This is a genomic window from Streptomyces sp. NPDC002838 (genome assembly GCF_040295365.1).
GTDB lineage: Bacteria > Actinomycetota > Actinomycetes > Streptomycetales > Streptomycetaceae > Streptomyces.
The window spans coordinates 145,260-168,534 of the sequence record NZ_JBEOVF010000020.1; the positions used below are offsets into that span (position 1 = coordinate 145,260).

Sequence of the window (23,275 nt, forward strand, 5' to 3'; positions counted from 1 at the left end):
GCGTCGGGGCGGTGCGTGCCGTGCTGGGCGGCCGACCGGGGCGATATGCAGCCGCGGGGGTGGCTATGACCGGGAATCGAGGCATCGCGCACCTGGTGTGCGGACGGCGGGCCAAGTGGCTGGTGCTGTGGCTGGTGGTGCTGTTCCTGACGGCGCCGTTCGCCCAGAAGCTGACCGACGCCCAGGACAACGACGCGGCCTCCTGGCTGCCCGGCTCGGCCGAATCGACCCAAGTCCTGGAACTCTCCGAGGACTTCAGGCCGGAGCAGATCCCCGCGGTCGTCGTCTACGCCCGTGAGAGCGGGCTGACGGCGCAGGACCGGGCGGCCATCACCGAGGACGTGGCGCGGCTCAAGCAGCTGCGCGACCACGGCATCCGCGGTGCCGAGACCCGGGGCCCGGTCTTCGACCGGCAGACCGATCCGCGCGCGGCCCAGATCTTCGTCCCGATCACCATGGACGAGAAGGGCTGGGAGCGGATCGCGCCCGCGGTCGATTCCATCCGCGACGACGTCGGCGAGGGCGGCGGCGGACTCGCTGTCCACATCACGGGGCCGGGCGGCACGTCCGCGGACTTCTCCGAGGCCTTCGAGGGCATCGACTCGACCCTGCTGATCTCCGCGATGGCCGTCGTCATCGTGATGCTGCTGCTCACCTACCGCAGCCCCTCCCTGCTCCTGGTCCCCCTCCTCGCGGTGATCGTCGCTCTGTTCACTTCACAGGCCCTGATCTACCTGCTGGCGGAACACGCGGGCCTGACGGTCAACGGCCAGAGTGCGGGCATCCTGACGGTCCTCGTCTTCGGCGCGGGCACGGACTACGCGCTCCTGCTCGTGGCCCGCTACCGAGAGGAGCTGCGCCGCCACGAGGACCGGCACGAGGCGATGGCGCTGGCCCTGCACCGCGCGGGCCCGGCGGTCCTCGCCTCCGGCGCGACGGTCGTGCTGAGCATGCTGGTGCTGCTGGCGGCCGAGATGAACTCGACGAGCGGTCTCGGCCCGGTGGCGGCGATCGGCGTGGCGGTCGCACTGCTGGCGATGATGACCCTGTTCCCGGCCCTGCTGGTGATCTTCGGCCGCTGGATCTTCTGGCCGGTGATCCCGCACCTCGGCACGCCGAACCCGGCCGACCGGGGCGTCTGGGCCCGCATGGGCCGCCGTATCGCCGGCCGCCCGCGCATGGTCTGGGGCGTTACGGCGGTGGTCCTGGCGGTCTGCTCGCTCGGCCTGATCCAGCTGCGCGCGGAGGGGATCAGCAACGCGGACGCGTTCACCGGCAAGCCGGACTCGATCGTCGGCCAGGAGGTGTCCGAGCAGTACTTCCCGGCGGGCAGCGGCGATCCGCTGGTCGTCATCAGCAACCAGGCGCAGGCACGGCAGGTGGGCGAGGCGGTCGCCGCCACCGAGGGAGTCGTCCCCGAGTCGCTGGGCCTGCCACCGGGTACCAAACCCTCCTTCGAGGGCAAGGTGCTGTTCGAGGCCACGATGACCGATCCGGCCGACAGCGAGGCCGCGAAGCAGACCGTGGAGCGGGTCCGGGACGCCGTGCACGCGGTGCCGGACGCCGACGCCCAGGTGGGCGGCGGTACGGCGGCGCTGCTGGACATGGACAAGGCGACCACGCACGACAACGTGCTGATCATACCGCTGGTGCTGGTCGTCGTCCTGCTGATCCTGTGCGTGCTGCTGCGCGCCCTGATCGCCCCGCTGCTGTTGATCGGAACGGTGATCCTGTCGTTCGCGGCCGCGCTGGGCATCAGCGCGCTCGCGTTCCGGTACTTGTTCGACTACGCGGGCGAGTCGACGGACTTCCCGCTCTTCGTCTTCGTCTTCCTGGTCGCGCTGGGCATCGACTACAACATCTTCCTGACCACCCGTATCCGCGAGGAGGCGGCCCGCCAGGGCACCCGCCCCGGCGTGGTGACGGGCCTGGCGGCGACAGGCGCGGTGATCACCTCCGCCGGCCTGGTCCTGGCCGGTACCTTCGCCGCCCTCGGCACGCTCCCGATGGTCGCCTTCGCGGAGATCGGCTTCGCGGTGGCGCTCGGCGTGCTGCTGGACACGTTCATCGTGCGGTCGGTGCTGGTCACGTCCCTGTTCCTGGACGTCGGCCCGAAGGTGTGGTGGCCGCACCGGCTGGCTCGCGAGGACGGCGGGGCACCAGCGGTCGCCGAGGCGGAGAGGGTCAGCCAGTCCTCCGAATGACCGCCAGATACATGGCGTCGGTCCCGTGCAGATGCGGCCACAGCTGGACGTCGGGACCGTCGCCGAGGTCCGGCACACCCGGCAACAGGGGCCGCACGTCGAGGAGTTCGGCCTCGGGGCGCTGCTTGAGCACGTCGTCCACGACGGCCCGGGTCTCGGCGAGATGCGGCGAGCAGGTGGCGTAGCCGACGACGCCGCCCACCCGTACGGCGTTCAGCGCGGTGTGCAGCAGGGCACGCTGCAGCGGCGCGAACCCGTCCAGGTCCTCCGGCCGCCTGCGCCACCGGGCCTCGGGCCGCCGCCGCAGGGCACCCAGACCCGTGCACGGCACGTCCATCAGCACCCGGTCGAAGGAACCGGCCCGCCACGGCGGCCGGGTCCCGTCGGCGGTGATGACCTGATAGGGCCCGGGATTCCCGTCGAGCGCCTTCGCCACGAGCCCGGCCCGGTGCGGCTGCTTCTCGGCGGCGAGCAGCACGGCCCCGCGCTCGGCCGCCAGGGCGGCGAGCAGGGCGGCCTTGCCGCCGGGCCCGGCACACCCGTCGAGCCACTTCTCGTCCCGCCCTTCGAGGGGCGCGTTGGCCAGCGCGAGAGCGACGAGCTGACTGCCCTCGTCCTGTACACCCGCCCGGCCCTCCCGTACGGCCTCCACGGCACCGGGCTCGCCGCCCTCGGCCAGCCGTACGGCGTACGGCGACCAGCGTCCCGGCACGGCGGCGTCCTCCCGGAGCAGTTCGTCGGTGGTGGACCGCCCGGGCCGGGCGACCAGGGTCACCTCGGGCCGCTCGTTGTCGGCCTCCAGCAGCTCCTCGATTCCGGCGCGCCCGCCGCCGAGCGAGTCCCACAGCGCGGAGACGATCCAGCGGGGATGCGAGTGCACGACGGCGAGGTGGTCCTCGGGGTCGTCGTCGTAGGGCGGCGCGACCTTCTCGAGCCACCCGTCGAGATCGTCCTGGGCGACCTTCCGCAGCACGGCGTTGACGAACTTGGCCCGCCCGTCGCCGAGTACGACACGGGCGAGTTCGACGGAGGCGGACACGGCGGCGTGCGTCGGGATCCGCGTCCCGAGCAGCTGATGCGCCCCCAGGCTGAGCACGTCGAGCACCGGCGGGTCGACGTCCCGCAGCGGCCGGTCGACACACGCGGCGATGACGGCGTCGTACGTCCCCTGCCGCCGCAGCGTCCCGTACACGAGCTCGGTCGCGAGGGCGGCGTCCCGCCCGTCGAAGTCGCCCTTCTCCCGCGCCTTGCGCAGCAGGGGCGGCAGCACGAGGTTGGCGTACGCGTCGCGCTCGTCCACCGCCCGCAGCGCCTCGAAGGCGAGGATGCGGACGGGGTCCTTCTGCGGCCGACGGTAGGGCTTGCCGGTCTTGCGGGGCCGACGGGGCTGCTCACTCACGAAAAAGGTGCTCCGGATTTCAGCGGTGGATACGCGTCAAGCGTAAGTCCGCGCGCCCCGCGTCACGCGCCGAGGGTCTCGCCGTCGCCGATGCGCACCCCGCGCGCCCAGTCGGCGGCCTTCATCGGCTTCTTGCCCTGGGCCTGCACCCACAGCAGCTCGACGGCGTACGACCCCGTCCCGACGTGGACGTCGTTCTTGCCGACGGCGAGCGCGCCGGGGGCGAGGTCGGTCCGCTCGGGCACCGGCCGGACCTGGATGAGCTTGAGCCGCTCGTCCCGGAAGGTGGTCCAGGCGCCGGGAGCCGGGGTGCACCCGCGCACCACCCGGTCGACGCGCAGCGCGGGCGCGGCCCAGTCCACCTGGGCGTCCTCGACGGTGATCTTCGGCGCGACGGTGATGCCCTCGGCCGGCTGCGGTACGGCCTTCAGCGTGCCGTCCTCGATCCCGTCCATGGTCGCGGCGAGCAGCCCGGCGCCCGCGAAGGCGAGCCGGGTGAGCAGGTCGCCGCTGGTGTCGGTGGGCCGGATGGTCTCGGTCACCGTCCCGTAGACGGGCCCGGAGTCGAGCCCTTCCTCGATGAGGAAGGTCGAGGCCCCCGTGATCTCGTCCCCCGCCATGATGGCGTGCTGCACGGGCGCGGCCCCGCGCCAGGCGGGCAGGAGGGAGAAGTGCAGGTTGACCCAGCCGTGGGCGGGGATGTCGAGGGCGACGCGGGGCAGCAGGGCACCGTAGGCGACGACCGGGCAGCAGTCCGGGGCGATCTCCTTGAGCCGCTCCAGGAACTCCGGATCCCGCGGCTTGGCGGGCTTCAGCACCTCGATCCCGGCCTCCACGGCCCGCTCGGCGACGGGCGACGCGACGAGCCTGCGCCCACGTCCGGCCGGCGCGTCGGGCCGCGTGACGACGGCGGCCACCTCGTGCCGCCCGGAGGCGAGCAGAGCGTCCAGAGCGGGAACGGCGACCTCGGGGGTACCGGCGAAGACGAGCTTCATGGGTGGGGTGGGGCCTCTCGGGCGGGGTTGGCTGCGGGCAACGCACAAGTCTATGACCACGGAGGAACCAGCCGCCGACGGTGAACGGCCCCCACGGGAGAGCCCAGCCTCTTGGCCAACTGGAAACGGGTGGTGCGCGGGTGGGAGAAAAAACCGAGGCCGAAGGCCGAGGCGCACACCCCCAGCGCAGGGGGCGTACGCATATGCCCACACGCCCCCACTGCGTGACCCGCGGAGCGAATCCGCGTTGGTCAAGAAAGAGTTGACCACAACGGGCCACACATCGCGCGGCCCAATCCTTTTCAACGCCGGTTCGAGAGGCTTGTTCATGGCCGACCACGCAACCCACGACGCCCAGGCTCGGGCCAGCCTGCACTTGCTGGTGCGGGACATCGAGCGGGTCCGCCGGCAGGTGGACGCACTGCGCACGCTCACCGCCCAGTTGGGCAACGTCTACCGCCCGCGCCGCTCCGGCCCTTCCACGGGCTTCGTCGTCTACGGACGCGCCCCCGCCCCGACAGTCCGTCTCGCCCAGGAACTGCGGGACAGTGTCGAGACCCTGGTCACGGCCGCCGTGGACTTCGACCGCTCACTCGGCTTCTCGTGGGACGCGGTCGGCTCCGCCCTCGGAGTCACCAAGCAGGCGGTCCATCGCCGTTACGGCGCCCGCCGCGCCGCGGCCCAGGCGGCGGCCGAGGCCGAGCGGGCCCCGGAGCCCACGGGCACCCGCCCGGTCAGCGTGGGCACCGGCATCTCCACGGTGCCCACGGTCCCCGCCGCCCGCTCCATGCCGACCCAGCCGACGGCAGGCAGTCCGTCCCTGCGAGACGAGGCCAGGCCGACCGCCTTCCCTGCCCCCCGCAACGGCTGACACACCCCTCTCCTGCCCTCCCGGGACGCGCCCGGGAGGGCAGACGCATACCACCACATGCCCCGCTCGGCCGATGCCGCCCACCCCGCCGCGGCCAACCGATGCCGCCCAGCTGCGGGCAGTCGTGCCTCCCCCAGTGCCTTAAGGGCCTGGGGCCCCACGGGCGGCTCCCGGCCCAAAGAGGGCGGCACCCCGCCGGCGCCGGGCCGCGCGACCACCCCCGCCAAGCGCCAACGCCGAGTGACCGGACAGCAGGCGGCACCCTGTGACCCCGCCCCGCCGACGCCGTCAATCCGCGCCGGGCTGAACGACCCACCCCCGCCGCGCCACACCGCCCCGGCCAAGGCACACACGCACGCGGCCCCGAGCACCACCTCAACCCTCACCCGATGTCCGGCGGATCGACCCGCACCCGCACGGCGGCCTCCGCACCCCCACGCGCCATCCGCGCGGCCTGTGCGGCCTTCAGCGCGGACGCCAGCGCCGCCCCGCTCCCCGGCGGCACCCGGATCAACGCCCGCTCCCAGCGCTCCCCCGGCGGCGCCCCCGCCCGTCGCGGGCGCCCGGCGGCCGTGACGGGCAACGGCACGGGCCCCAACACCTCGGCGTCGTGGGGCAGTTCCACCGCCGCCAGGAACTCGGCGACCGTCTCCGCCGGCCCCGACACCGCCGCCATCCGCGACACCGGCGGAAACCCCAGCTCGGCCCGCTCGGAGAGCTCCCGCACCGCATGGCCGACGGGATCCCACCGCACCAGCGCCTGCACGGGCCGCAACGTGGGCTCGGCGACGATCACGACCGTGCCCCCCGCACCCTGCGGCCGTACGAGCGCCGCGGCCCCGATCCACCGCCGCAGCGCGTCCTCACCGGCGCGCAGGTCCGGCCGCCCGAGCATGGCCCAGCCGTCCAGCAGCAACGCGGCCGCGTACCCGCCCTCGGCGACGGGTTCGGCGCCCGGTGTACTCACGACCAGTGCGGGCGCCCCGGGCACGGTGTCCAGCACCTGCTCGCGCCCAGACGTCCGCACCGGAACGGCGGGAAACGCGCGCCCCAGTTCCTCGGCGGTCCGCCGCGCCCCCACGACCTGCGCCCGCAACCGAAACGCACCGCACTCGGGACAGTGCCAGGCACCCTCCTCGCGCCCGCACCACCCGCACCGCAGCGAGGCCCCGGACTCCTGTGCCTCCAGCGGCCCGGAGCAGTGCCGACAGCGCGCCGGTGCCCGGCAGTTGGCGCAGGCCATCCGCGGCACATACCCACGCCGAGGCACCTGAACGAGCACCGGCCCGTGCCGCAGCCCTTCCCTGACGATCTGCCAGGCGAGGGTCGGCAGCCGGGCCGCCCGGGCGGCCTCGTCGCGCGCGAGGTCCCCGTCGCCGACGGTCCGCACCAGTGGAGCGGCGGCCCGTACCTGCTCCCTCCCGGCGACGAGGGGACGGGCCCACCCGCTCTCCACGAGTTGCGCGGCCTCGACGGTGCAGCTCCAATTCCCCAGCAAAAAGCCGCACTTGTCCTGCGCGGCCCGCAGCAACAGCACCTCGCGCGCATGGGGCTGGGGCGCGTGCTGTTCGCTGTGGCTGTCGTCGCCGTCGTCCCAGATGGCGACCAGCCCGAGGTCCTGCACCGGGGCGAACATGGCCGCCCGTGTCCCCACGACCGCCCGCACGCTCCCCCGCCGCACGGCCAGCCACTCCCGATACCGCTTCTCGGGGCCGGCGTCCGCCGTGAGCACCGCATGCCGCCCCTCCCCCAGCAAGGCCGTCAGCGCGGCGTCGACACGCGCGACCGCCCGCCCGTCCGGCAGGACGACCAGCGCACCGCGCCCCGACGCCAGCGTCGCCGCCACGGCCCGCGCCAGGTCCTCGCTCCACTCGGGCCCCGGCAGCGCGTTCCACACGGCACGGGGCGCGCCTCCCGAGGCGAGCGACTCGAGAAACGCGGCCCCCCTGTCGTACCGGCCCCAGGACGCCGGCTCCGGCGCCGTCGGCGGCGGGAGCGGCGCGGGCGAAGGCCGCTGCTCGGCCCGCGCGTTGCGCGGCGGTACGGCGAGCTGCAGCACATCGGCGAGACTGCCCGCATACCGGTCGGCGACGGCCCGCGCGAGCCCCAGCAGTTCCTCGCTCAGCACCCGCTCGGGCGACACGACCTGGGCGAGCGCGGCCAGCGGCCCCGAGTAGTCGCTCTCCGCCCGCCGCTCGACGAGAAACCCGTCGATCAGCCCCCCGCCCTCACGCCGCCCCTCACGCACCCGATGCCGCCCCGCCCCGAACCGCACCCGCACCCGCACGCCGGGCTGCGCGTCGGCATCCAGCTCCTCCGGCACGGCGTAGTCGAAGTACCGGTCGAGGTGCAGCACACCCTTGTCGACCAGCACCCGGGCGACCGGCAGCTCCTTGGCGAGCGCCGCCCCCCGCCAGGTCCGCGGCTTGGCCCTCGGCGCCTTGGCCTGCCGCACGCTTTCCCGAATGAGCGCGAGCTGCTCGGGCGGCGGCCCCTCGCCCCCACCGCTCACCGACCCGTTCTCGCTGCTCACACTTGCATTCTTACCAAACCCCACTGACAACCGACGGCGCCCGACCGAAGACCTGCCGAGGCCCGGCTCCCCAAGGAAACCGGGCCTCAACGTGAGTCGTGGTGAGTCGTGGCCCCTACAGCCCCGCCGCCTTCCGCAGCGCGTCCACGCGGTCCGTCCTCTCCCACGTGAACTCGGGCAGCTCGCGGCCGAAGTGGCCGTACGCCGCCGTCTGGGCGTAGATCGGGCGGAGCAGGTCGAGGTCGCGGATGATGGCGGCCGGGCGGAGGTCGAAGACCTCGTCGATCGCCTTCTCGATGCGCTCGGTGTCGACCTTGGCGGTGCCGAAGGTCTCGACGAACAGGCCGACCGGCTCGGCCTTGCCGATGGCGTAGGCGACCTGGACCTCGCAGCGGGAGGCGAGGCCCGCGGCGACGACGTTCTTGGCGACCCAGCGCATCGCGTACGCCGCCGAACGGTCCACCTTGGACGGGTCCTTGCCGGAGAAGGCGCCGCCACCGTGGCGGGCCATGCCGCCGTACGTGTCGATGATGATCTTGCGGCCGGTCAGGCCGGCGTCACCCATCGGACCGCCGACCTCGAAGCGGCCGGTCGGGTTGACCAGGAGGCGGTAGTTCTCGGTGTCCAGCTTGATGCCGTCGTCGAGCAGCGCCTTCAGCTCCGGCTCGACGACGAACTCGCGGACGTCGGGGGCCAGCAGGGAGTCCAGGTCGATGTCGCTGGCGTGCTGCGAGGAGACCACGACCGTGTCCAGACGGACCGCCTTGTCGCCGTCGTACTCGATGGTGACCTGGGTCTTGCCGTCGGGGCGCAGGTAGGGGATGGTGCCGTTCTTGCGGACCTCGGACAGGCGCTTCGACAGGCGGTGCGCCAGGAAGATCGGCAGCGGCATCAGGGTGGGGGTCTCGTCGGTCGCGTACCCGAACATCAGGCCCTGGTCACCCGCGCCCTGGCGGTCCAATTCGTCCTCGTCGCCCTCGACTCGGGACTCGTAAGCCGTGTCGACGCCCTGCGCGATGTCCGGGGACTGCGCGCCGATCGACACCGACACGCCGCAGGAGGCGCCGTCGAAGCCCTTCTTCGAGGAGTCGTAGCCGATCTCCAGGATCTTGTCGCGCACGAGCTGCGCGATGGGCGCGTACGTCTTGGTGGTGACCTCTCCGGCCACGTGCACCAGACCGGTCGTGATCAGGGTCTCGACGGCGACGCGGGAGGTGGGGTCCTCCTTGAGCAGCGCGTCGAGAATGGTGTCGCTGATCTGGTCAGCGATCTTGTCGGGGTGGCCCTCGGTCACGGACTCCGAGGTGAACAGGCGACGGGACACAACGCTCCCTGGGGTTGCAGCGGCTGCTGGCTGATCATTGGCGGACGGGCCGGGGGCTGCGCCCGGCGTGATCCGAGAACAGTTTATCGGTCGTGCTCGGCCACGGGCCTCCCTGTCTCGCCTCTCGGGAGTGCTGTGACCTGCGGCACAGCATTCTGCCCAATCCGGAGCGGCCTTGGCCAGGGGCGCCGCCCCTCAATCTGCGTGGCTCGAACGTTCCTTGAGCTGAAGGAAACATTCACCTCAGGCGTTTCACCACCAAGTCCCACACAGTTTCGGCCAGTGCTTCCTTCGGGCCGTGCGGGACGGGAGTCTCGCTGCCGTCGACGCCCAGCACCAGCGCCTCGTTCTCTTCGGAGCCGAACGTCTTGCGCTCCCCCACCTCGTTCACCACGAGCAGGTCACAACCCTTGCGCTGAAGCTTCTTCCGGCCGTTGGCCAGTACATCGTCCGTCTCGGCGGCGAAGCCGACCACGACTTGCCCCGGGCGCGCGCGGTCGGCCGAGATCTCCGCGAGGATGTCCGGATTCCGTACGAGGACGATCGGGTCCGGGTCCTGGGCGTCCTGCTTCTTGATCTTCCCGGACGCGTACGTCGCCGGGCGGAAGTCGGCGACCGCGGCAGCCATCACGACCGCGTCGGCGTCCGCGGCGGCCTTCAGAACCGCCTCGCGCAGCTGCACGGCCGTGCCGACCGGGACGACGTCCACGCCGGCCGGGTCCGGCAGAGCGGTGTTCGCCGCGATCAGCGTGACCCGGGCGCCCCGCGCGGCGGCGGTGCGGGCGAGGGCGTAGCCCTGCTTGCCGGAGGAGCGGTTGCCGAGGAAGCGGACGGGGTCGAGGGGCTCGCGGGTGCCGCCGGCGCTGACGACGACGTGCCGGCCCTTGAGGTCCGGCTCGGTGACGCCGCGCGCCAGGACGCGGCGGCAGACCTCGAAGATCTCGGCGGGCTCGGGCAGCCGGCCCTTGCCCGTGTCGACGCCGGTGAGCCGGCCGACGGCCGGCTCGATGACGACGGCGCCGCGGCGGCGCAGCGTGGCCACGTTCTCCTGGGTGGCCGGGTGTTCCCACATCTCCGTGTGCATGGCGGGGGCGAAGACCACCGGGCAGCGGGCGGTGAGCAGAGTGTTGGTGAGGAGGTCGTCGGCGAGGCCGTGGGCCGCCTTCGCGAGCATGTCCGCGGTGGCCGGGGCGACGATCACCAGGTCGGCGTGCCGGCCGATGCGGACGTGCGGGACCTCGTGGACGTCGTCCCAGACCTCCGTCGAGACGGGGTTGCCGGAGAGGGCGGACCAGGTGGCGGCGCCGACGAAGTGCAGGGCGGAGGCGGTGGGGACGACGCGGACGTCATGCCCCGACTCCGTCAGCCGTCGCAGCAGCTCACAGGCCTTGTACGCGGCGATGCCACCGCTGACCCCCAGAACGACCTTCGGCTTGTCCACCGTCTCTCCCCGAACCTCGGAAACGTACGCAGCGGCTCCCGGCGTACGACTCCACTACACACCACAGGCCCGGCAGTCGCGCTGCCGGGCCTGTGGAAAAGCCAATCGCAAACCGAAAATACTACTGGGCCGGGCCCTCGACAGCCTCGGACGTCAGCAGACCCGCGTTGATCTCGCGCAGGGCGATCGAGAGCGGCTTCTCGTGGACGTGGGTGTCGACGAGCGGACCGACGTACTCGAGGAGGCCCTCGCCGAGCTGCGAGTAGTACGCGTTGATCTGGCGGGCCCGCTTGGCCGCGTAGATCACGAGGCTGTACTTCGAGTCGGTGGCCTCGAGGAGCTCGTCGATCGGCGGGTTGATGATGCCCTCGGGCGCGGAGATGGAAGAGGACACGCTCTACCTTCCGATGGATGGGAAAAGATCGGTCGTGATCACATCACGCGTGATCACACAACATCCATCAAGGCTAGCAGCTCACGCGCCACGTCCTCGACGGAGGTGTTGACCAAGGTCACGTCGAACTCCGGCTCGGCCGCAAGTTCGATCTTCGCCGCCTCAAGACGGCGCTCGATCACCTCGGGCGGCTCGGTGCCCCGCCCGGTGAGTCTGCGCACGAGCTCCTCCCAGGAGGGAGGAGCCAGGAACACCAGCTGAGCGTCCGCCATGGACTCGCGGACCTGCCGGGCACCCTGGAGGTCGATCTCCAGGAGGACGGGCTCACCCACCTCCAGCCGCTCCAGCACGGCCGCACGCGGCGTGCCGTAGCGGTTGCCGGCGAACTCGGCCCACTCCAGCAGCTCACCGTTGGCGATCAGCTTGTCCATCTCCTCGTCGGTGACGAAGAAGTACTGGACGCCGTGCTTCTCGCCGGGCCGGGGCTTGCGGGTCGTCGCCGACACCGAGAGCCAGACCTCGGGGTGTTCCTTGCGCATATGGGCGACGACCGTGCTCTTGCCGACCCCGGAGGGGCCGGAGAGCACGGTCAGCCGCGGACGTTCACTCATGCAGCGATTATTCCAGCTATCCCGGAGTGCCCGGGACTCCCTGTCCGGACTGCCCGGACTCAGGAACCGGTGCTGCCGAACTCACGCTCCAGGGAAGCGATCTGATTGGAACCGAGACCGCGCACGCGGCGGCTCTCGGAGATGCCGAGTCGCTCCATGATCTGCTTGGCGCGGACCTTGCCCACGCCCGGCAGGGACTCGAGCAGCGCGGAGACCTTCATCTTGCCGATGACGTCGTTCTCCTGACCCTGCTTGATCACCTCATGCAGGGAGGCGCCGGAGTGCTTGAGTCGATTCTTGACCTCGGCCCGCTCCCGGCGAGCCGCGGCGGCCTTTTCGAGCGCGGCTGCGCGCTGTTCAGGGGTAAGGGGCGGAAGAGCCACGCCTACGTCACCTCGGATGTCGAACTGTCGGATACGGACCGGTGAGGAACCTAGTCGCCCCACACCTGGGGAGCTACGAGCAACACGCTTGCCCGTTCACTCTCGTCGGAGACTAGCGGCCAAGTCCGCCAGAGTCAGCGAGAACAGCGGAAAAGTCCTGGTCAGCCTCCGTCAGGCCGGACATTTCAGACATTCTGCCCCGGATTTGAGGATGTATCCAGACTCAAGTGGGCCGCGAACCACTCATCGGAGGTCTCCGGCGAAGACCCGGAGCGGCCCTGTACGACTCAGGCGGTGGCCACCGCGGCCCGGATCTCGTCCGCGAAGCGGTCCGCGGCGGCGCGCAGCGCGACCACATCGGGACCGTGACGCAAAACACTCCGGCTGACGTTCGGGACGACATTGCGCACGGCCGCGCCGAACACCCCGGGAAGATCCGCGGGCGTCGCCCCCTGGGCACCGATTCCGGGGGCCAGCAGCGGCCCGTTGATGTCCAGGTCGTACGACGACAGATCACCGAGCGTGGCGCCCACGACCGCACCGAAGGAGCCCAGGGACTCCTCCCCCGTGTTCTCGGCGGCCAGGTGGGCCAGCATGGTCGCGCCGACAGTGCGCCCGTCGGCCCCTACGGCGTGCTGGACCTCGCCGCCCTCCGGGTTGGAGGTCAGCGCCAGCACGAACAGCCCCGCGCCGTTCTCCCGCGCGAGCGCCACCGCGGGCGAGAGCGACCCGTAGCCGAGATACGGCGAGACGGTCAGCGCGTCCGAGAACAGCGGGGCGTCCTTCAGGAGGTAGGACTCGGCGTACGCGGCCATGGTCGAGCCGATGTCGCCGCGTTTGGCGTCCATCACGACCAGCGCACCGGCCGCCCGCGCCTCCTCGACCGACTTCTCCAGGACGGCGACGCCCCGCGACCCGAAACGCTCGAAGAACGCGCTCTGCGGCTTGAGGACGGCGACCCGGTCGGCCATCGCCTCGACCACCGTCCGGCTGAACCGCTCCAGGCCGGCGACGTCGTCGCCCAGGCCCCACTCGCCGAGCAGGGACGCGTGCGGGTCGATACCGACGCACAGGGGGCCGCGCTCGTCCATGGCGCGGCGCAGGCGTGCGCCAAAGGGCTCAGTCATGCCGTCTTCCTCACGTCGGCGCCGACCGCGTCGGCAAGGGTGGCGTACGGGCTCGTACGAAGGCGCGCGGCCAGGCCCTTGTGAATGGCGCGGCCCCAGAACGGGCCCTCGTAGACGAACGCGCTGTAGCCCTGGACCAGCGTGGCACCCGCCAGGATGCGCTGCCAGGCGTCCTCGGCGTTCTCGATGCCCCCGACGCCGACCAGGGTGATCCGGTCGCCCACGCGCGCGTAGAGGCGCCGCAGCACCTGAAGGGAGCGTGCCTTCAACGGCGCGCCGGACAGGCCGCCGGTCTCCTTGACCAGGGAGGGTCCGGATGTCAGACCGAGCTCCTCGCGCGCGATGGTCGTGTTGGTGGCGATGATCCCGTCCAGGCCGAGCTCGACGGCCAGGTCGGCCACCGCGTCGATGTCCTCGTCGGCGAGGTCCGGCGCGATCTTCACGAGCAGCGGGACGCGGCGGGAGGTCACCATACGGTCGGCGGCCTCGCGGACGCCCCTCAGCAGCGGGCGCAGCGCCTCGGTGGCCTGCAGATTGCGCAGACCCGGCGTGTTCGGCGACGAGACGTTCACCACCAGGTAGTCGGCGTACGGCGCCAGCCGCTCGGTCGACTTCACGTAGTCGACGACGGCCTCGGCCTCCGGGACGACCTTGGTCTTGCCGATGTTCACGCCCACGACGGTCCTGAAGACCGGCTCACGCGAGGCCAGGCGGGCCGCGACGGCCAGCGAGCCCTCGTTGTTGAAGCCCATGCGGTTGATCAGCGCCCGGTCCCTCACGAGCCGGAACAGCCGCTTCTTGGGGTTGCCGGGCTGCGGCTCCCCCGTGACCGTGCCGATCTCGACGTGGTCGAAGCCGAGCATCGACATACCGTCGATGGCGACGGCGTTCTTGTCGAAGCCGGCGGCGAGCCCGAACGGCCCGTGCATCCGCAGCCCGAAGGCCTCGGTGCGCAGTTCCTTGTAGCGGGGCGCGAGAAGGGCTGCGACGAACGTCCGCAGGACGGGGATCCTGACGGCGAGCCGGATCCAGCGGAAGGCCAGGTAATGGGCCTCCTCGGGGTCCATCCGGGTGAAAACCAGACGGAAGAAGAGTTTGTACATCTCTGTGTCCTCACGAAGAGGGGGACACCTTCCGGTGTCCCCCTCAGGGCTGCTAGTCGCGGGCCGCGGTCAGGTGTTCCGCGTGTTCCTGGAGCGAACGGACACCGACGTCACCGTGGTTGAGGGCGTCGATGCCCTGGACGGCCGCCGCGAGCGCCTGAACCGTCGTCAGGCACGGGACCGAGCGCGCCACGGCCGCCGTACGGATGTCGTAGCCGTCGAGGCGGCCGCCGGTGCCGTACGGGGTGTTGACGATGAGGTCGACCCCGCCGTCGTGGATGAGCTGGACGATGGTCTTCTCGCCGTTCGGGCCGGGGCCCTCGGACTGCTTGCGCACGACCGTGGCGTTGATGCCGTTGCGCTTGAGCACCTCGGCCGTGCCGGAGGTGGCGAGCAGCTCGAAGCCGTGGGCGACGAGTTCACGCGCCGGGAAGATCATCGAGCGCTTGTCGCGGTTGGCCACCGAGATGAAGGCGCGGCCCTTGGTCGGCAGCGGACCGTACGCGCCCGCCTGCGACTTGGCGTACGCCGTGCCGAAGACGGAGTCGATGCCCATGACTTCGCCGGTGGAGCGCATCTCCGGGCCGAGGACGGTGTCGACGCCGCGGCCGTGGATGTCGCGGAAGCGGGACCACGGCATGACGGCCTCCTTGACGGAGATCGGCGCGTCCAGCGGGAGTTCGCCGCCGTCGCCGGTCGCCGGGAGCAGCCCTTCGGCGCGCAGTCCGGCGATGGTGGCTCCCAGAGAGATCCGGGCGGCGGCCTTCGCCAGCGGCACCGCGGTCGCCTTCGAGGTGAAGGGGACGGTGCGCGAGGCGCGCGGGTTGGCCTCCAGGACGTAGAGGATGTCGCCCGCCATCGCGAACTGGATGTTGATCAGGCCGCGCACCCCGACTCCTCGGGCGATGGCCTCCGTCGAGGCCCGCAGCCGTTTGATGTCGAAGCCGCCCAGCGTGATCGGGGGCAGGGCGCACGCCGAGTCGCCGGAGTGGATGCCGGCCTCCTCGATGTGCTCCATGACACCGCCGAGGTAGAGCTCCTCGCCGTCGTAGAGCGCGTCGACGTCGATCTCTATCGCGTCGTCGAGGAAGCGGTCGACCAGGACCGGCCGGGAGGGGCTGATCTCGGTGGACTCGGCGATGTACGACTCCAGCCGGGTCTCGTCGTACACGATCTCCATGCCGCGGCCGCCGAGGACGTACGACGGCCGGACCAGGACGGGGTAGCCGATCTCGTCGGCGATGTTCTTTGCCTCGGCGAAGGTCGTGGCGGTGCCGTGCTTGGGCGCCGGGAGGCCCGCCTCGGCCAGGACCTGCCCGAAGGCGCCGCGGTCCTCGGCGGCGTGGATCGCCTCGGGGGGCGTACCGACGACCGGCACGCCGTTGTCCTTGAGCGCCTGCGCCAGGCCGAGCGGGGTCTGGCCGCCGAGCTGCACGATCACGCCCGCGATCGGCCCGGCCAGCGACTCCGCGTGGACGATCTCCAGCACGTCCTCGAGCGTCAGCGGCTCGAAGTACAGGCGGTCGGAGGTGTCGTAGTCCGTGGAGACGGTCTCCGGGTTGCAGTTGACCATCACGGTCTCGTAGCCGGCGTCGCTGAGCGCGAAGGAGGCGTGGACGCAGGAGTAGTCGAACTCGATGCCCTGGCCGATGCGGTTCGGGCCGGAGCCCAGGATGATGACCGCGGGCTTCTCGCGCTCGGCGACCTCGCTCTCCTCGTCGTAGGAGGAGTAGAAGTACGGCGTCTTCGCGGCGAACTCGGCGGCGCAGGTGTCGACCGTCTTGTACACCGGGCGCACGCCCAGCGCGTGCCGCACCTCGCGCACCACGTCCTCGCGCAGGCCCCGGATCTCGCCGATCTGGGCGTCCGAGAAGCCGTGCCGCTTGGCCTCCGCCAGCAGCGACGGGTCCAGCTTGTCGGCGGCAGCCAGTTCGTCCGCGATCTCCTTGATGAGGAAGAGCTGGTCGACGAACCACGGGTCGATCTTCGTGTACTCGAAGACCTCCTCCGGCGTGGCACCGGCGCGGATGGCCTGCATGACAGTGTTGATCCGGCCGTCGGTCGGACGGACGGCTTCCGTCAAAAGGAGATCCTTGTCGCCGGGCTCGCCGACGAACGTGAACTGGCTGCCCTTCTTCTCCAGCGAGCGCAGCGCCTTCTGGAACGCCTCGGTGAAGTTGCGGCCGATCGCCATGGCCTCGCCGACCGACTTCATGGTCGTGGTCAGCGTGGAGTCGGCGGAGGGGAACTTCTCGAAGGCGAACCGCGGGGCCTTGACGACCACGTAGTCGAGGGTCGGCTCGAAGGAGGCAGGCGTCTGCTCGGTGATGTCGTTCGGGATCTCGTCCAGTGTGTAGCCGACGGCGAGCTTCGCGGCGATCTTGGCGATCGGGAAGCCGGTCGCCTTGGAGGCGAGGGCCGAGGAGCGCGACACGCGCGGGTTCATCTCGATGACGATCACGCGGCCGTCGACCGGGTCGACCGCGAACTGGATGTTGCAGCCGCCGGTGTCGACACCGACCTCACGGATCACGGCGATGCCGATGTCGCGCAGGATCTGGTACTCGCGGTCGGTCAGGGTCATCGCGGGCGCGACGGTGATCGAGTCGCCGGTGTGCACGCCCATCGGGTCGAAGTTCTCGATGGAGCAGACGACCACGACGTTGTCGTGCTTGTCGCGCATCAGCTCCAGCTCGTACTCCTTCCAGCCGAGGATGGACTCCTCCAGGAGCACCTCGGTGGTCGGCGAGAGTGTGAGGCCCTGCCCGGCGATGCGGCGCAGTTCCTCCTCGTCGTGCGCGAAGCCGGAACCGGCGCCGCCCATGGTGAAGGACGGGCGGACGACGACCGGGTAGCCGCCGAGCTCCTCGACGCCGGCGAGCACGTCCTCCATCGAGTGGCAGATGAACGAGCGGGCGGACTCACCGTGCCCGATCTTCTCCCGGACCGCCTCCACGACCTCCTTGAACTGATCGCGGTCCTCACCCTTGTGGATCGCCTCGACGTTGGCACCGATGAGCTCGACGCCGTACTTGTCCAGGACGCCGTTCTCATGCAGCGAGATCGCCGTGTTGAGGGCCGTCTGACCACCCAGGGTGGGCAGCAGCGCGTCCGGCCGCTCCTTGGCGATGATCTTCTCGACGAACTCCGGGGTGATCGGCTCGACGTACGTGGCGTCCGCGATCTCCGGGTCGGTCATGATCGTCGCCGGGTTGGAGTTGACCAGGATCGTCCTGAGGCCCTCGGCCTTCAAGACCCGGCACGCCTGCGTGCCGGAGTAGTCGAACTCGGCAGCCTGGCCGATGACGATCGGGCCGGAGCCGATGACCAGGACGGACTGGATATCGGTGCGCTTAGGCACGCTGGCCCTCCATCAGGGATACGAAGCGGTCGAACAGGTAAGCGGCGTCATGCGGGCCCGCTGCCGCTTCGGGGTGGTACTGGACGCTGAAGGCCGGCCGGTCCAGGAGCTGCAGCCCCTCCACCACGTTGTCGTTGAGGCAGACGTGGGAGACCTCGGCGCGGCCGTAGGGGGTCTCGGAGACCTTGTCGAGCGGAGCGTCAACGGCGAAGCCGTGGTTGTGCGCGGTGACCTCGACCTTGCCGGTCGTACGGTCCTGCACCGGCTGGTTGATGCCACGGTGGCCGTACTTCAGCTTGTACGTGCCGAAGCCCAGCGCCCGCCCCAGGATCTGGTTGCCGAAACAGATGCCGAACAGCGGGGTGCCGCGCTCCAGCACCGCCTGCATCACGGAGACCGGGTGGTCGGCGGTGGCCGGGTCGCCCGGCCCGTTGGAGAAGAACACGCCGTCCGGGTTGGCGGCGTACACGTCCTCGACACTCGCCGTCGCCGGCAGCACGTGCACCTCGATACCGCGCTCGGCCATCCGGTGCGGGGTCATGCCCTTGATGCCGAGGTCGACGGCGGCGACGGTGAACTTCTTCTCACCGATCGCGGGGACGACGTACGGCTCCTTGGTGGCGACCTCCGCGGAGAGGTTCGCGCCCTTCATCTCGGGGGCCTGGCGCACCTCGCTGAGCATGGTGCCCTCGTCGGGCAGCGCGTTGCCGGAGAAGATGCCGACGCGCATGGCGCCGCGCTCGCGCAGATGCCGGGTCAGGGCCCGGGTATCGACGCCGGAGATGCCGACGACGCCCTGCTGGGCCAGTTCCTCGTCCAGGGAGCGGCGGGCCCGCCAGTTGGAGGGCACGCGCGCGGGGTCCCGTACGACATAGCCCGAGACCCAGATCCGCTTGGACTCGGGGTCCTCGTCGTTGACGCCGGTGTTGCCGATGTGCGGGGCGGTCATCACGACGACCTGGCGGTGGTACGACGGGTCGGTGAGGGTCTCCTGGTAGCCGGTCATGCCGGTGGAGAACACGGCCTCGCCGAAGGTCACCCCCAGGGCCCCGTAGGCACGGCCGCGGAAGATCCGGCCGTCCTCCAGGACGAGTACGGCGGGGGCTGCCTTGTGCCTCTGCGAGGCAGCTCCCTGGATGGAGGTCGTCATCGTTCGGCGCCTTCCGTGGTGGTTGTTTTGATCATGGAGTTAATGACGTCGACCCACTCGTTGTGCTCGGCCGCGTGGTCGGAGCGGAAACCCGAGTCGATCAGCCGCTCGCCGTGCGCCCAGGTCACCACGAGCAGCCCGCCCTCGGTGAGGACCTTGCCGGCGATGCCCTTGTCGAGCCGGGCCTCGCGCAGCGCGGCGGTGGGGACGAAGAAGTCGGTGGCGCCGGGGCGTACGACGTCCAGTCCCGCGTCCGTCAGCGTGAGCTCGACCCGGCTGCGGGTGCCGAGGCCGTGGGCCACGATGCGGTCCAGCCACTGCCCGGCGGTGGTGGAGCCGTGGTAGCGGCCGCTCATTGTCAGTTTCGCGTCACCTGGCTCGTCCGGCACGGTGGGCAGCTCCGGGAGGTCGCCCTGGAGCGTGCCGCGCCATTTCCAGCCCTCGCGCATCAGCCAGTAGACGAGCGCGACGAAGAGGGCGAGTCCGACGAGCCAGCCGATGCGGGCGGCCCAGTCGGTCACTTCGGCCGACTTCTCTTCGGCTGCCAGTCCGGTCGCGAGTCCGGCGGCGAGCAGAGTTGCTGGTGTCACGTGAGCTTCCCGTCGACGAGCGTGGCCTTGCCCCGGAGCCACGTGTGCGTGACACGGCCCGGCAGCTCGCGACCCTGGTACGGGGTGTTGCGGCTGCGCGAGGCGAAGACCGCGGGGTCCACTGCACCACGGTATGCCGTGTCGACGAGCGTGAGGTTGGCGGGCTCACCGGCCGAGACGGGGCGGCCGTGACCCGTCGCCCGTCCGATCCGCGCGGGCGTGACGGACATCCGGTCGGCCACACCCGCCCAGTCGAGCAGCCCGGTGTCCACCATCGTCTCCTGCACCACCGACAGCGCGGTCTCCAGACCGACCATGCCCATGGCGGCGGCGGCCCACTCGCAGTCCTTGTCCTCGTGCGGGTGCGGGGCGTGGTCGGTGGCGACGATGTCGATCGTGCCGTCGGCGAGCGCCTCGCGCAGGGCGAGCACGTCACGCTCGGTGCGCAACGGCGGGTTCACCTTGAAGACCGGGTTGTACGTCCGCACCAGCTCGTCGGTGAGGAGGAGGTGGTGCGGGGTGACCTCGGCGGTGACGTCGATGCCGCGGGACTTCGCCCAGCGCACGATCTCGACGGACCCGGCGGTCGACAGGTGGCAGATGTGCACCCGAGAACCCACGTGCTCGGCGAGCAGGACATCCCGGGCAATGATCGATTCTTCGGCCACGGCGGGCCATCCGCCCAGACCCAGCTCGGCGGAGACGACGCCCTCGTTCATCTGCGCGCCCTCGGTCAGCCGCGGCTCCTGCGCGTGCTGGGCGACGACCCCGCCGAAGGCCTTCACGTACTCCAGGGCCCGGCGCATGATCACCGCGTCGTCGACGCACTTGCCGTCGTCGGAGAAGACGGTGACCCCGGCGGCCGACTCGTGCATGGCGCCCAGCTCGGCGAGCTTCTTGCCCTCCAGGCCGACGGTGACGGCGCCGATGGGCTGCACATCGCAGTAGCCGTGCTCCTGACCGAGCCGGTAGACCTGCTCGACCACACCGGCGGTGTCGGCGACGGGGAAGGTGTTGGCCATGGCGAACACCGCGGTGTAGCCGCCGCTCGCGGCCGCCCGGGTACCGGTCAGGACGGTCTCGGAGTCCTCGCGGCCGGGCTCGCGCAGATGGGTGTGCAGGTCGACGAGCCCCGGAAGGAGCACCTTGCCGTCGGCCTCGACGACCTCGACGCCATCAGCCGAAAGCCCCGTACCGACGGCCTCGATGACCTCACCGTCGATCAGCACGTCCTGCGGCTCGCCGCCGAGCACATTCGCACCACGGATCAGGATCTTGCTCATCTGTCTTACTTCTCCTCGGTACGGGTGTGGGTGACGGCGGGTTCGTTGCCGCCCAGAAGCAGGTAGAGCACGGCCATCCGGGTGGAGACGCCGTTGGCGACCTGCTCGATCGCGGTGCAGCGCTCGGAGTCGGCGACCTCGGCGGTGATCTCCATGCCGCGGACCATCGGGCCGGGGTGCATCACGATGGCGTGCTCGGGCATCCGGGCCATGCGGTCGCCGTCGAGGCCGTAGCGCCGCGCGTACTCGCGCTCGGTCGGGAAGAAGGCGGCGTTCATGCGCTCGCGCTGGACGCGCAGCATCATCACCGCGTCGGACTTGGGCAGCGTGCTGTCGAGGTCGTACGAGATCTCGCAGGGCCAGGTCTCGACGCCGATCGGCAGCAGGGTGGGCGGGGCGACGAGGGTGACCTCGGCGCCGAGGGTGTGCAGCAGATCGACGTTGGAGCGGGCGACCCGGCCGTGCAGGATGTCGCCGACGATCGTGATGCGCTTGCCGGCCAGGTCCTGCCCGATACCGGCGTCCCGGCCGACCAGACGGCGGCGCATGGTGAAGGCGTCGAGCAGGGCCTGGGTGGGGTGCTGATGGGTGCCGTCGCCGGCGTTGATGACGGCCGCGTCGATCCAGCCGGAGTTGGCCAGTCGGTACGGGGCTCCGGAGGCGCCGTGCCGGATGACGACGGCGTCGACGCCCATGGCCTCCAGGGTCTGGGCGGTGTCCTTCAGGGACTCGCCCTTGGACACGCTGGATCCCTTGGCGGAGAAGTTGATGACGTCCGCGGACAGCCGCTTCTCGGCGGCCTCGAAGGAGATCCGGGTCCGGGTCGAGTCCTCGAAGAAGAGGTTCACCACGGTGCGGCCGCGCAGGGTCGGCAGCTTCTTGATCGGCCGGTCGGCGACCCGGGCCATCTCCTCGGCGGTGTCGAGGATCAGGACGGCGTCGTCGCGGGTGAGGTCGGCGGCCGAGATGAGATGACGCTGCATCTGTCAGGCTCCGTAAAGCAGTTCACAAGGAGAATTCGGGCAGTCGGGGGCGCATGAGCAGGCCGTACGACAGGGACGTACGCCTGCGTGCTAGTGCTGCGCGCCCGGAGCGGTCTGCTTCGCGCCGAGCAGCACGGTGTCGCGACCGTCCTCCTCGGCGAGCTGGACCTTGACCGTCTCCCGCAGCGACGTGGGGAGGTTCTTGCCGACGTAGTCGGCGCGGATGGGCAGTTCGCGGTGGCCGCGGTCGACGAGGACCGCGAGCTGGACCGCGCGGGGACGCCCGATGTCGTTCAGGGCGTCGAGGGCGGCGCGGATGGTGCGGCCGGAGAAGAGGACGTCGTCGACGAGGACGACGAGGCGGCCGTCGATGCCGTCACCGGGGATGTCCGTGCGGGCCAGCGCACGCGGCGGCTGCATGCGCAGGTCGTCGCGGTACATGGTGATGTCGAGCGAGCCGACCGGGATCGTGCGTTCGGTGATCTGCTCCAGTTTGGCGGCGAGCCGCTGGGCGAGGAAGACGCCGCGGGTCGGGATACCGAGGAGCACCACGTCGTCGGCGCCCTTGGCGCGTTCGACGATCTCGTGGGCGATGCGGGTCAGGACCCGTGCGATGTCGGGGCCTTCGAGAACGGGCCGGGCGTCGGACGCTCGTGCGTCCTGCCGCTTGCCCTCCTGCTTGTCCTGCTTGTCCATACGAAACGGACCTCCTTCTCCGCCTCACGGGACGGACCTTAAAGGACGTCGGATTTGCGCCAGCCACGGTAGCAGACCCGCATGACGCCCCTGATCACCCCCTCGGCCCAATCGGTGCCCGATACCACGGAAGAGTCGGTGCGGACCATTCGGCTTGACGCGGCAGAGTAACGCTGCGTAACCTCACAGTGAGTTACCAGCCGCGCGGCGTGGAAACCAAGCCAGTCGCGTCGACACAGTGTCCGGGGAGCTATATGTCCAGCGAATACGCCAAACAGCTCGGGGCCAAGCTCCGGGCCATCCGCACCCAGCAGGGCCTTTCCCTCCACGGTGTCGAGGAGAAGTCCCAGGGGCGCTGGAAGGCCGTCGTGGTCGGTTCGTACGAGCGCGGTGACCGTGCCGTGACCGTGCAGCGCCTCGCCGAGCTGGCGGATTTCTACGGCGTTCCGGTGCAGGAGCTGCTGCCGGGCACCACGCCGGGCGGCGCCGCCGAGCCGCCGCCGAAGCTGGTCCTGGACCTGGAGCGGCTGGCCCACGTCCCGGCCGAGAAGGCGGGTCCCCTCCAGCGGTATGCGGCCACGATCCAGTCCCAGCGCGGTGACTACAACGGCAAGGTGCTCTCGATCCGTCAGGACGATCTGCGCACACTCGCCGTCATCTACGACCAGTCGCCGTCGGTGCTCACCGAGCAGCTGATCAACTGGGGCGTGCTGGACGCGGACGCGCGCCGTGCGGTGGCGTCCCACGAAGAGGGCTGACCCCCCTCCTCACCTCAGCAGAAACGTGCCGCCGGGGTGGCCGGAACTTCACGGTTCCGGCCACCCCGG

Annotated in this window: 19 protein-coding genes; 3 read left to right on the forward strand and 16 right to left on the reverse strand. The window is 71.0% G+C overall.

The window, feature by feature from the left end:
- Window positions 1-65: 65 nt before the first annotated feature.
- Entirely contained in the window at window positions 66-2,204 is a 2,139-nt protein-coding gene (locus tag ABT063_RS25305; RefSeq protein ID WP_351060482.1) for an MMPL family transporter, read from the forward strand.
- On the opposite strand, the gene ABT063_RS25310 is transcribed toward ABT063_RS25305, so the two are convergent.
- Both ABT063_RS25310 and fmt read right to left on the reverse strand, forming a co-directional pair.
- A complete protein-coding gene (locus ABT063_RS25310; RefSeq protein WP_351060485.1) occupies window positions 2,185-3,603 on the reverse strand; it encodes an RsmB/NOP family class I SAM-dependent RNA methyltransferase in 1,419 nt (472 codons plus the stop codon). The genes ABT063_RS25305 and ABT063_RS25310 overlap by 20 nt on opposite strands.
- A gap of 62 nt (window positions 3,604-3,665) precedes the next feature.
- Window positions 3,666-4,598 carry a methionyl-tRNA formyltransferase gene (gene fmt / locus ABT063_RS25315; protein WP_351060488.1) on the reverse strand — a complete coding sequence of 311 codons (933 nt, stop codon included), beginning with the start codon at window positions 4,596-4,598 and terminating at the stop codon, window positions 3,666-3,668.
- A 328-nt stretch (window positions 4,599-4,926) separates the two neighbouring features.
- Between fmt and ABT063_RS25320 the strand changes: the two genes are divergently transcribed.
- Window positions 4,927-5,469: a hypothetical protein gene (locus ABT063_RS25320; RefSeq protein ID WP_351060490.1), complete on the forward strand. Its 543-nt coding sequence runs from the start codon at window positions 4,927-4,929 to the stop codon at window positions 5,467-5,469.
- A 382-nt stretch (window positions 5,470-5,851) separates the two neighbouring features.
- Here the strand turns inward: ABT063_RS25320 and ABT063_RS25325 are convergent, their stop codons facing one another.
- From ABT063_RS25325 to pyrR, 14 genes are all read right to left on the reverse strand, one after another.
- Window positions 5,852-8,002, reverse strand: coding sequence for a primosomal protein N' (locus ABT063_RS25325; protein WP_351060493.1), 2,151 nt, complete (start codon window positions 8,000-8,002; stop codon window positions 5,852-5,854).
- Window positions 8,003-8,117: 115 nt separating this feature from the next.
- Window positions 8,118-9,326 (reverse strand): methionine adenosyltransferase, encoded by a 1,209-nt coding sequence (gene metK / locus ABT063_RS25330; RefSeq protein ID WP_351060495.1) that lies wholly within the window; start codon window positions 9,324-9,326, stop codon window positions 8,118-8,120.
- Between the two features lie 238 nt (window positions 9,327-9,564).
- Entirely contained in the window at window positions 9,565-10,767 is a 1,203-nt protein-coding gene (gene coaBC / locus ABT063_RS25335) for a bifunctional phosphopantothenoylcysteine decarboxylase/phosphopantothenate--cysteine ligase CoaBC (RefSeq protein ID WP_351060498.1), read from the reverse strand.
- Window positions 10,768-10,888: 121 nt separating this feature from the next.
- Window positions 10,889-11,161: a DNA-directed RNA polymerase subunit omega gene (gene rpoZ, locus ABT063_RS25340; RefSeq protein ID WP_003988945.1), complete on the reverse strand. Its 273-nt coding sequence runs from the start codon at window positions 11,159-11,161 to the stop codon at window positions 10,889-10,891.
- A gap of 53 nt (window positions 11,162-11,214) precedes the next feature.
- Window positions 11,215-11,772, reverse strand: coding sequence for a guanylate kinase (gene gmk / locus ABT063_RS25345; protein WP_351060502.1), 558 nt, complete (start codon window positions 11,770-11,772; stop codon window positions 11,215-11,217).
- A gap of 59 nt (window positions 11,773-11,831) precedes the next feature.
- A complete protein-coding gene (locus tag ABT063_RS25350) occupies window positions 11,832-12,155 on the reverse strand; it encodes an integration host factor (RefSeq protein WP_003977346.1) in 324 nt (107 codons plus the stop codon).
- Window positions 12,156-12,442: 287 nt separating this feature from the next.
- Window positions 12,443-13,282, reverse strand: a complete 840-nt coding sequence (pyrF, locus tag ABT063_RS25355; RefSeq protein ID WP_351060505.1) for an orotidine-5'-phosphate decarboxylase — start codon at window positions 13,280-13,282, stop codon at window positions 12,443-12,445.
- Entirely contained in the window at window positions 13,279-14,385 is a 1,107-nt protein-coding gene (locus ABT063_RS25360) for a quinone-dependent dihydroorotate dehydrogenase (protein WP_351060508.1), read from the reverse strand. Before ABT063_RS25360 ends, pyrF begins: the two co-directional genes overlap by 4 nt.
- Before the next feature lie 52 nt (window positions 14,386-14,437).
- On the reverse strand, window positions 14,438-17,746 hold the full coding sequence (gene carB / locus ABT063_RS25365; protein ID WP_351060510.1) for a carbamoyl-phosphate synthase large subunit: 3,309 nt from the start codon (window positions 17,744-17,746) through the stop codon (window positions 14,438-14,440).
- Window positions 17,739-18,896 (reverse strand): glutamine-hydrolyzing carbamoyl-phosphate synthase small subunit, encoded by a 1,158-nt coding sequence (carA, locus tag ABT063_RS25370; protein ID WP_351060513.1) that lies wholly within the window; start codon window positions 18,894-18,896, stop codon window positions 17,739-17,741. The genes carB and carA overlap by 8 nt, the downstream gene beginning before the upstream one ends.
- Window positions 18,893-19,486 carry a PH-like domain-containing protein gene (locus ABT063_RS25375; RefSeq protein ID WP_351060516.1) on the reverse strand — a complete coding sequence of 198 codons (594 nt, stop codon included), beginning with the start codon at window positions 19,484-19,486 and terminating at the stop codon, window positions 18,893-18,895. The genes carA and ABT063_RS25375 overlap by 4 nt, the downstream gene beginning before the upstream one ends.
- A complete protein-coding gene (locus ABT063_RS25380; protein ID WP_351060519.1) occupies window positions 19,483-20,769 on the reverse strand; it encodes a dihydroorotase in 1,287 nt (428 codons plus the stop codon). The genes ABT063_RS25375 and ABT063_RS25380 overlap by 4 nt, the downstream gene beginning before the upstream one ends.
- Before the next feature lie 5 nt (window positions 20,770-20,774).
- Window positions 20,775-21,752, reverse strand: coding sequence for an aspartate carbamoyltransferase catalytic subunit (locus ABT063_RS25385; protein WP_095754443.1), 978 nt, complete (start codon window positions 21,750-21,752; stop codon window positions 20,775-20,777).
- Window positions 21,753-21,842: 90 nt separating this feature from the next.
- Window positions 21,843-22,448: a bifunctional pyr operon transcriptional regulator/uracil phosphoribosyltransferase PyrR gene (pyrR, locus tag ABT063_RS25390; protein WP_351060523.1), complete on the reverse strand. Its 606-nt coding sequence runs from the start codon at window positions 22,446-22,448 to the stop codon at window positions 21,843-21,845.
- 254 nt (window positions 22,449-22,702) lie between these two features.
- Here pyrR and bldD point away from each other — a divergent pair, with 254 nt between their 5' ends.
- The gene (gene bldD, locus ABT063_RS25395) at window positions 22,703-23,206 is read left to right on the forward strand and encodes a transcriptional regulator BldD (protein WP_351060526.1); all 504 of its coding nucleotides are present in this window, start codon (window positions 22,703-22,705) and stop codon (window positions 23,204-23,206) included.
- Window positions 23,207-23,275 lie beyond the last annotated feature (69 nt).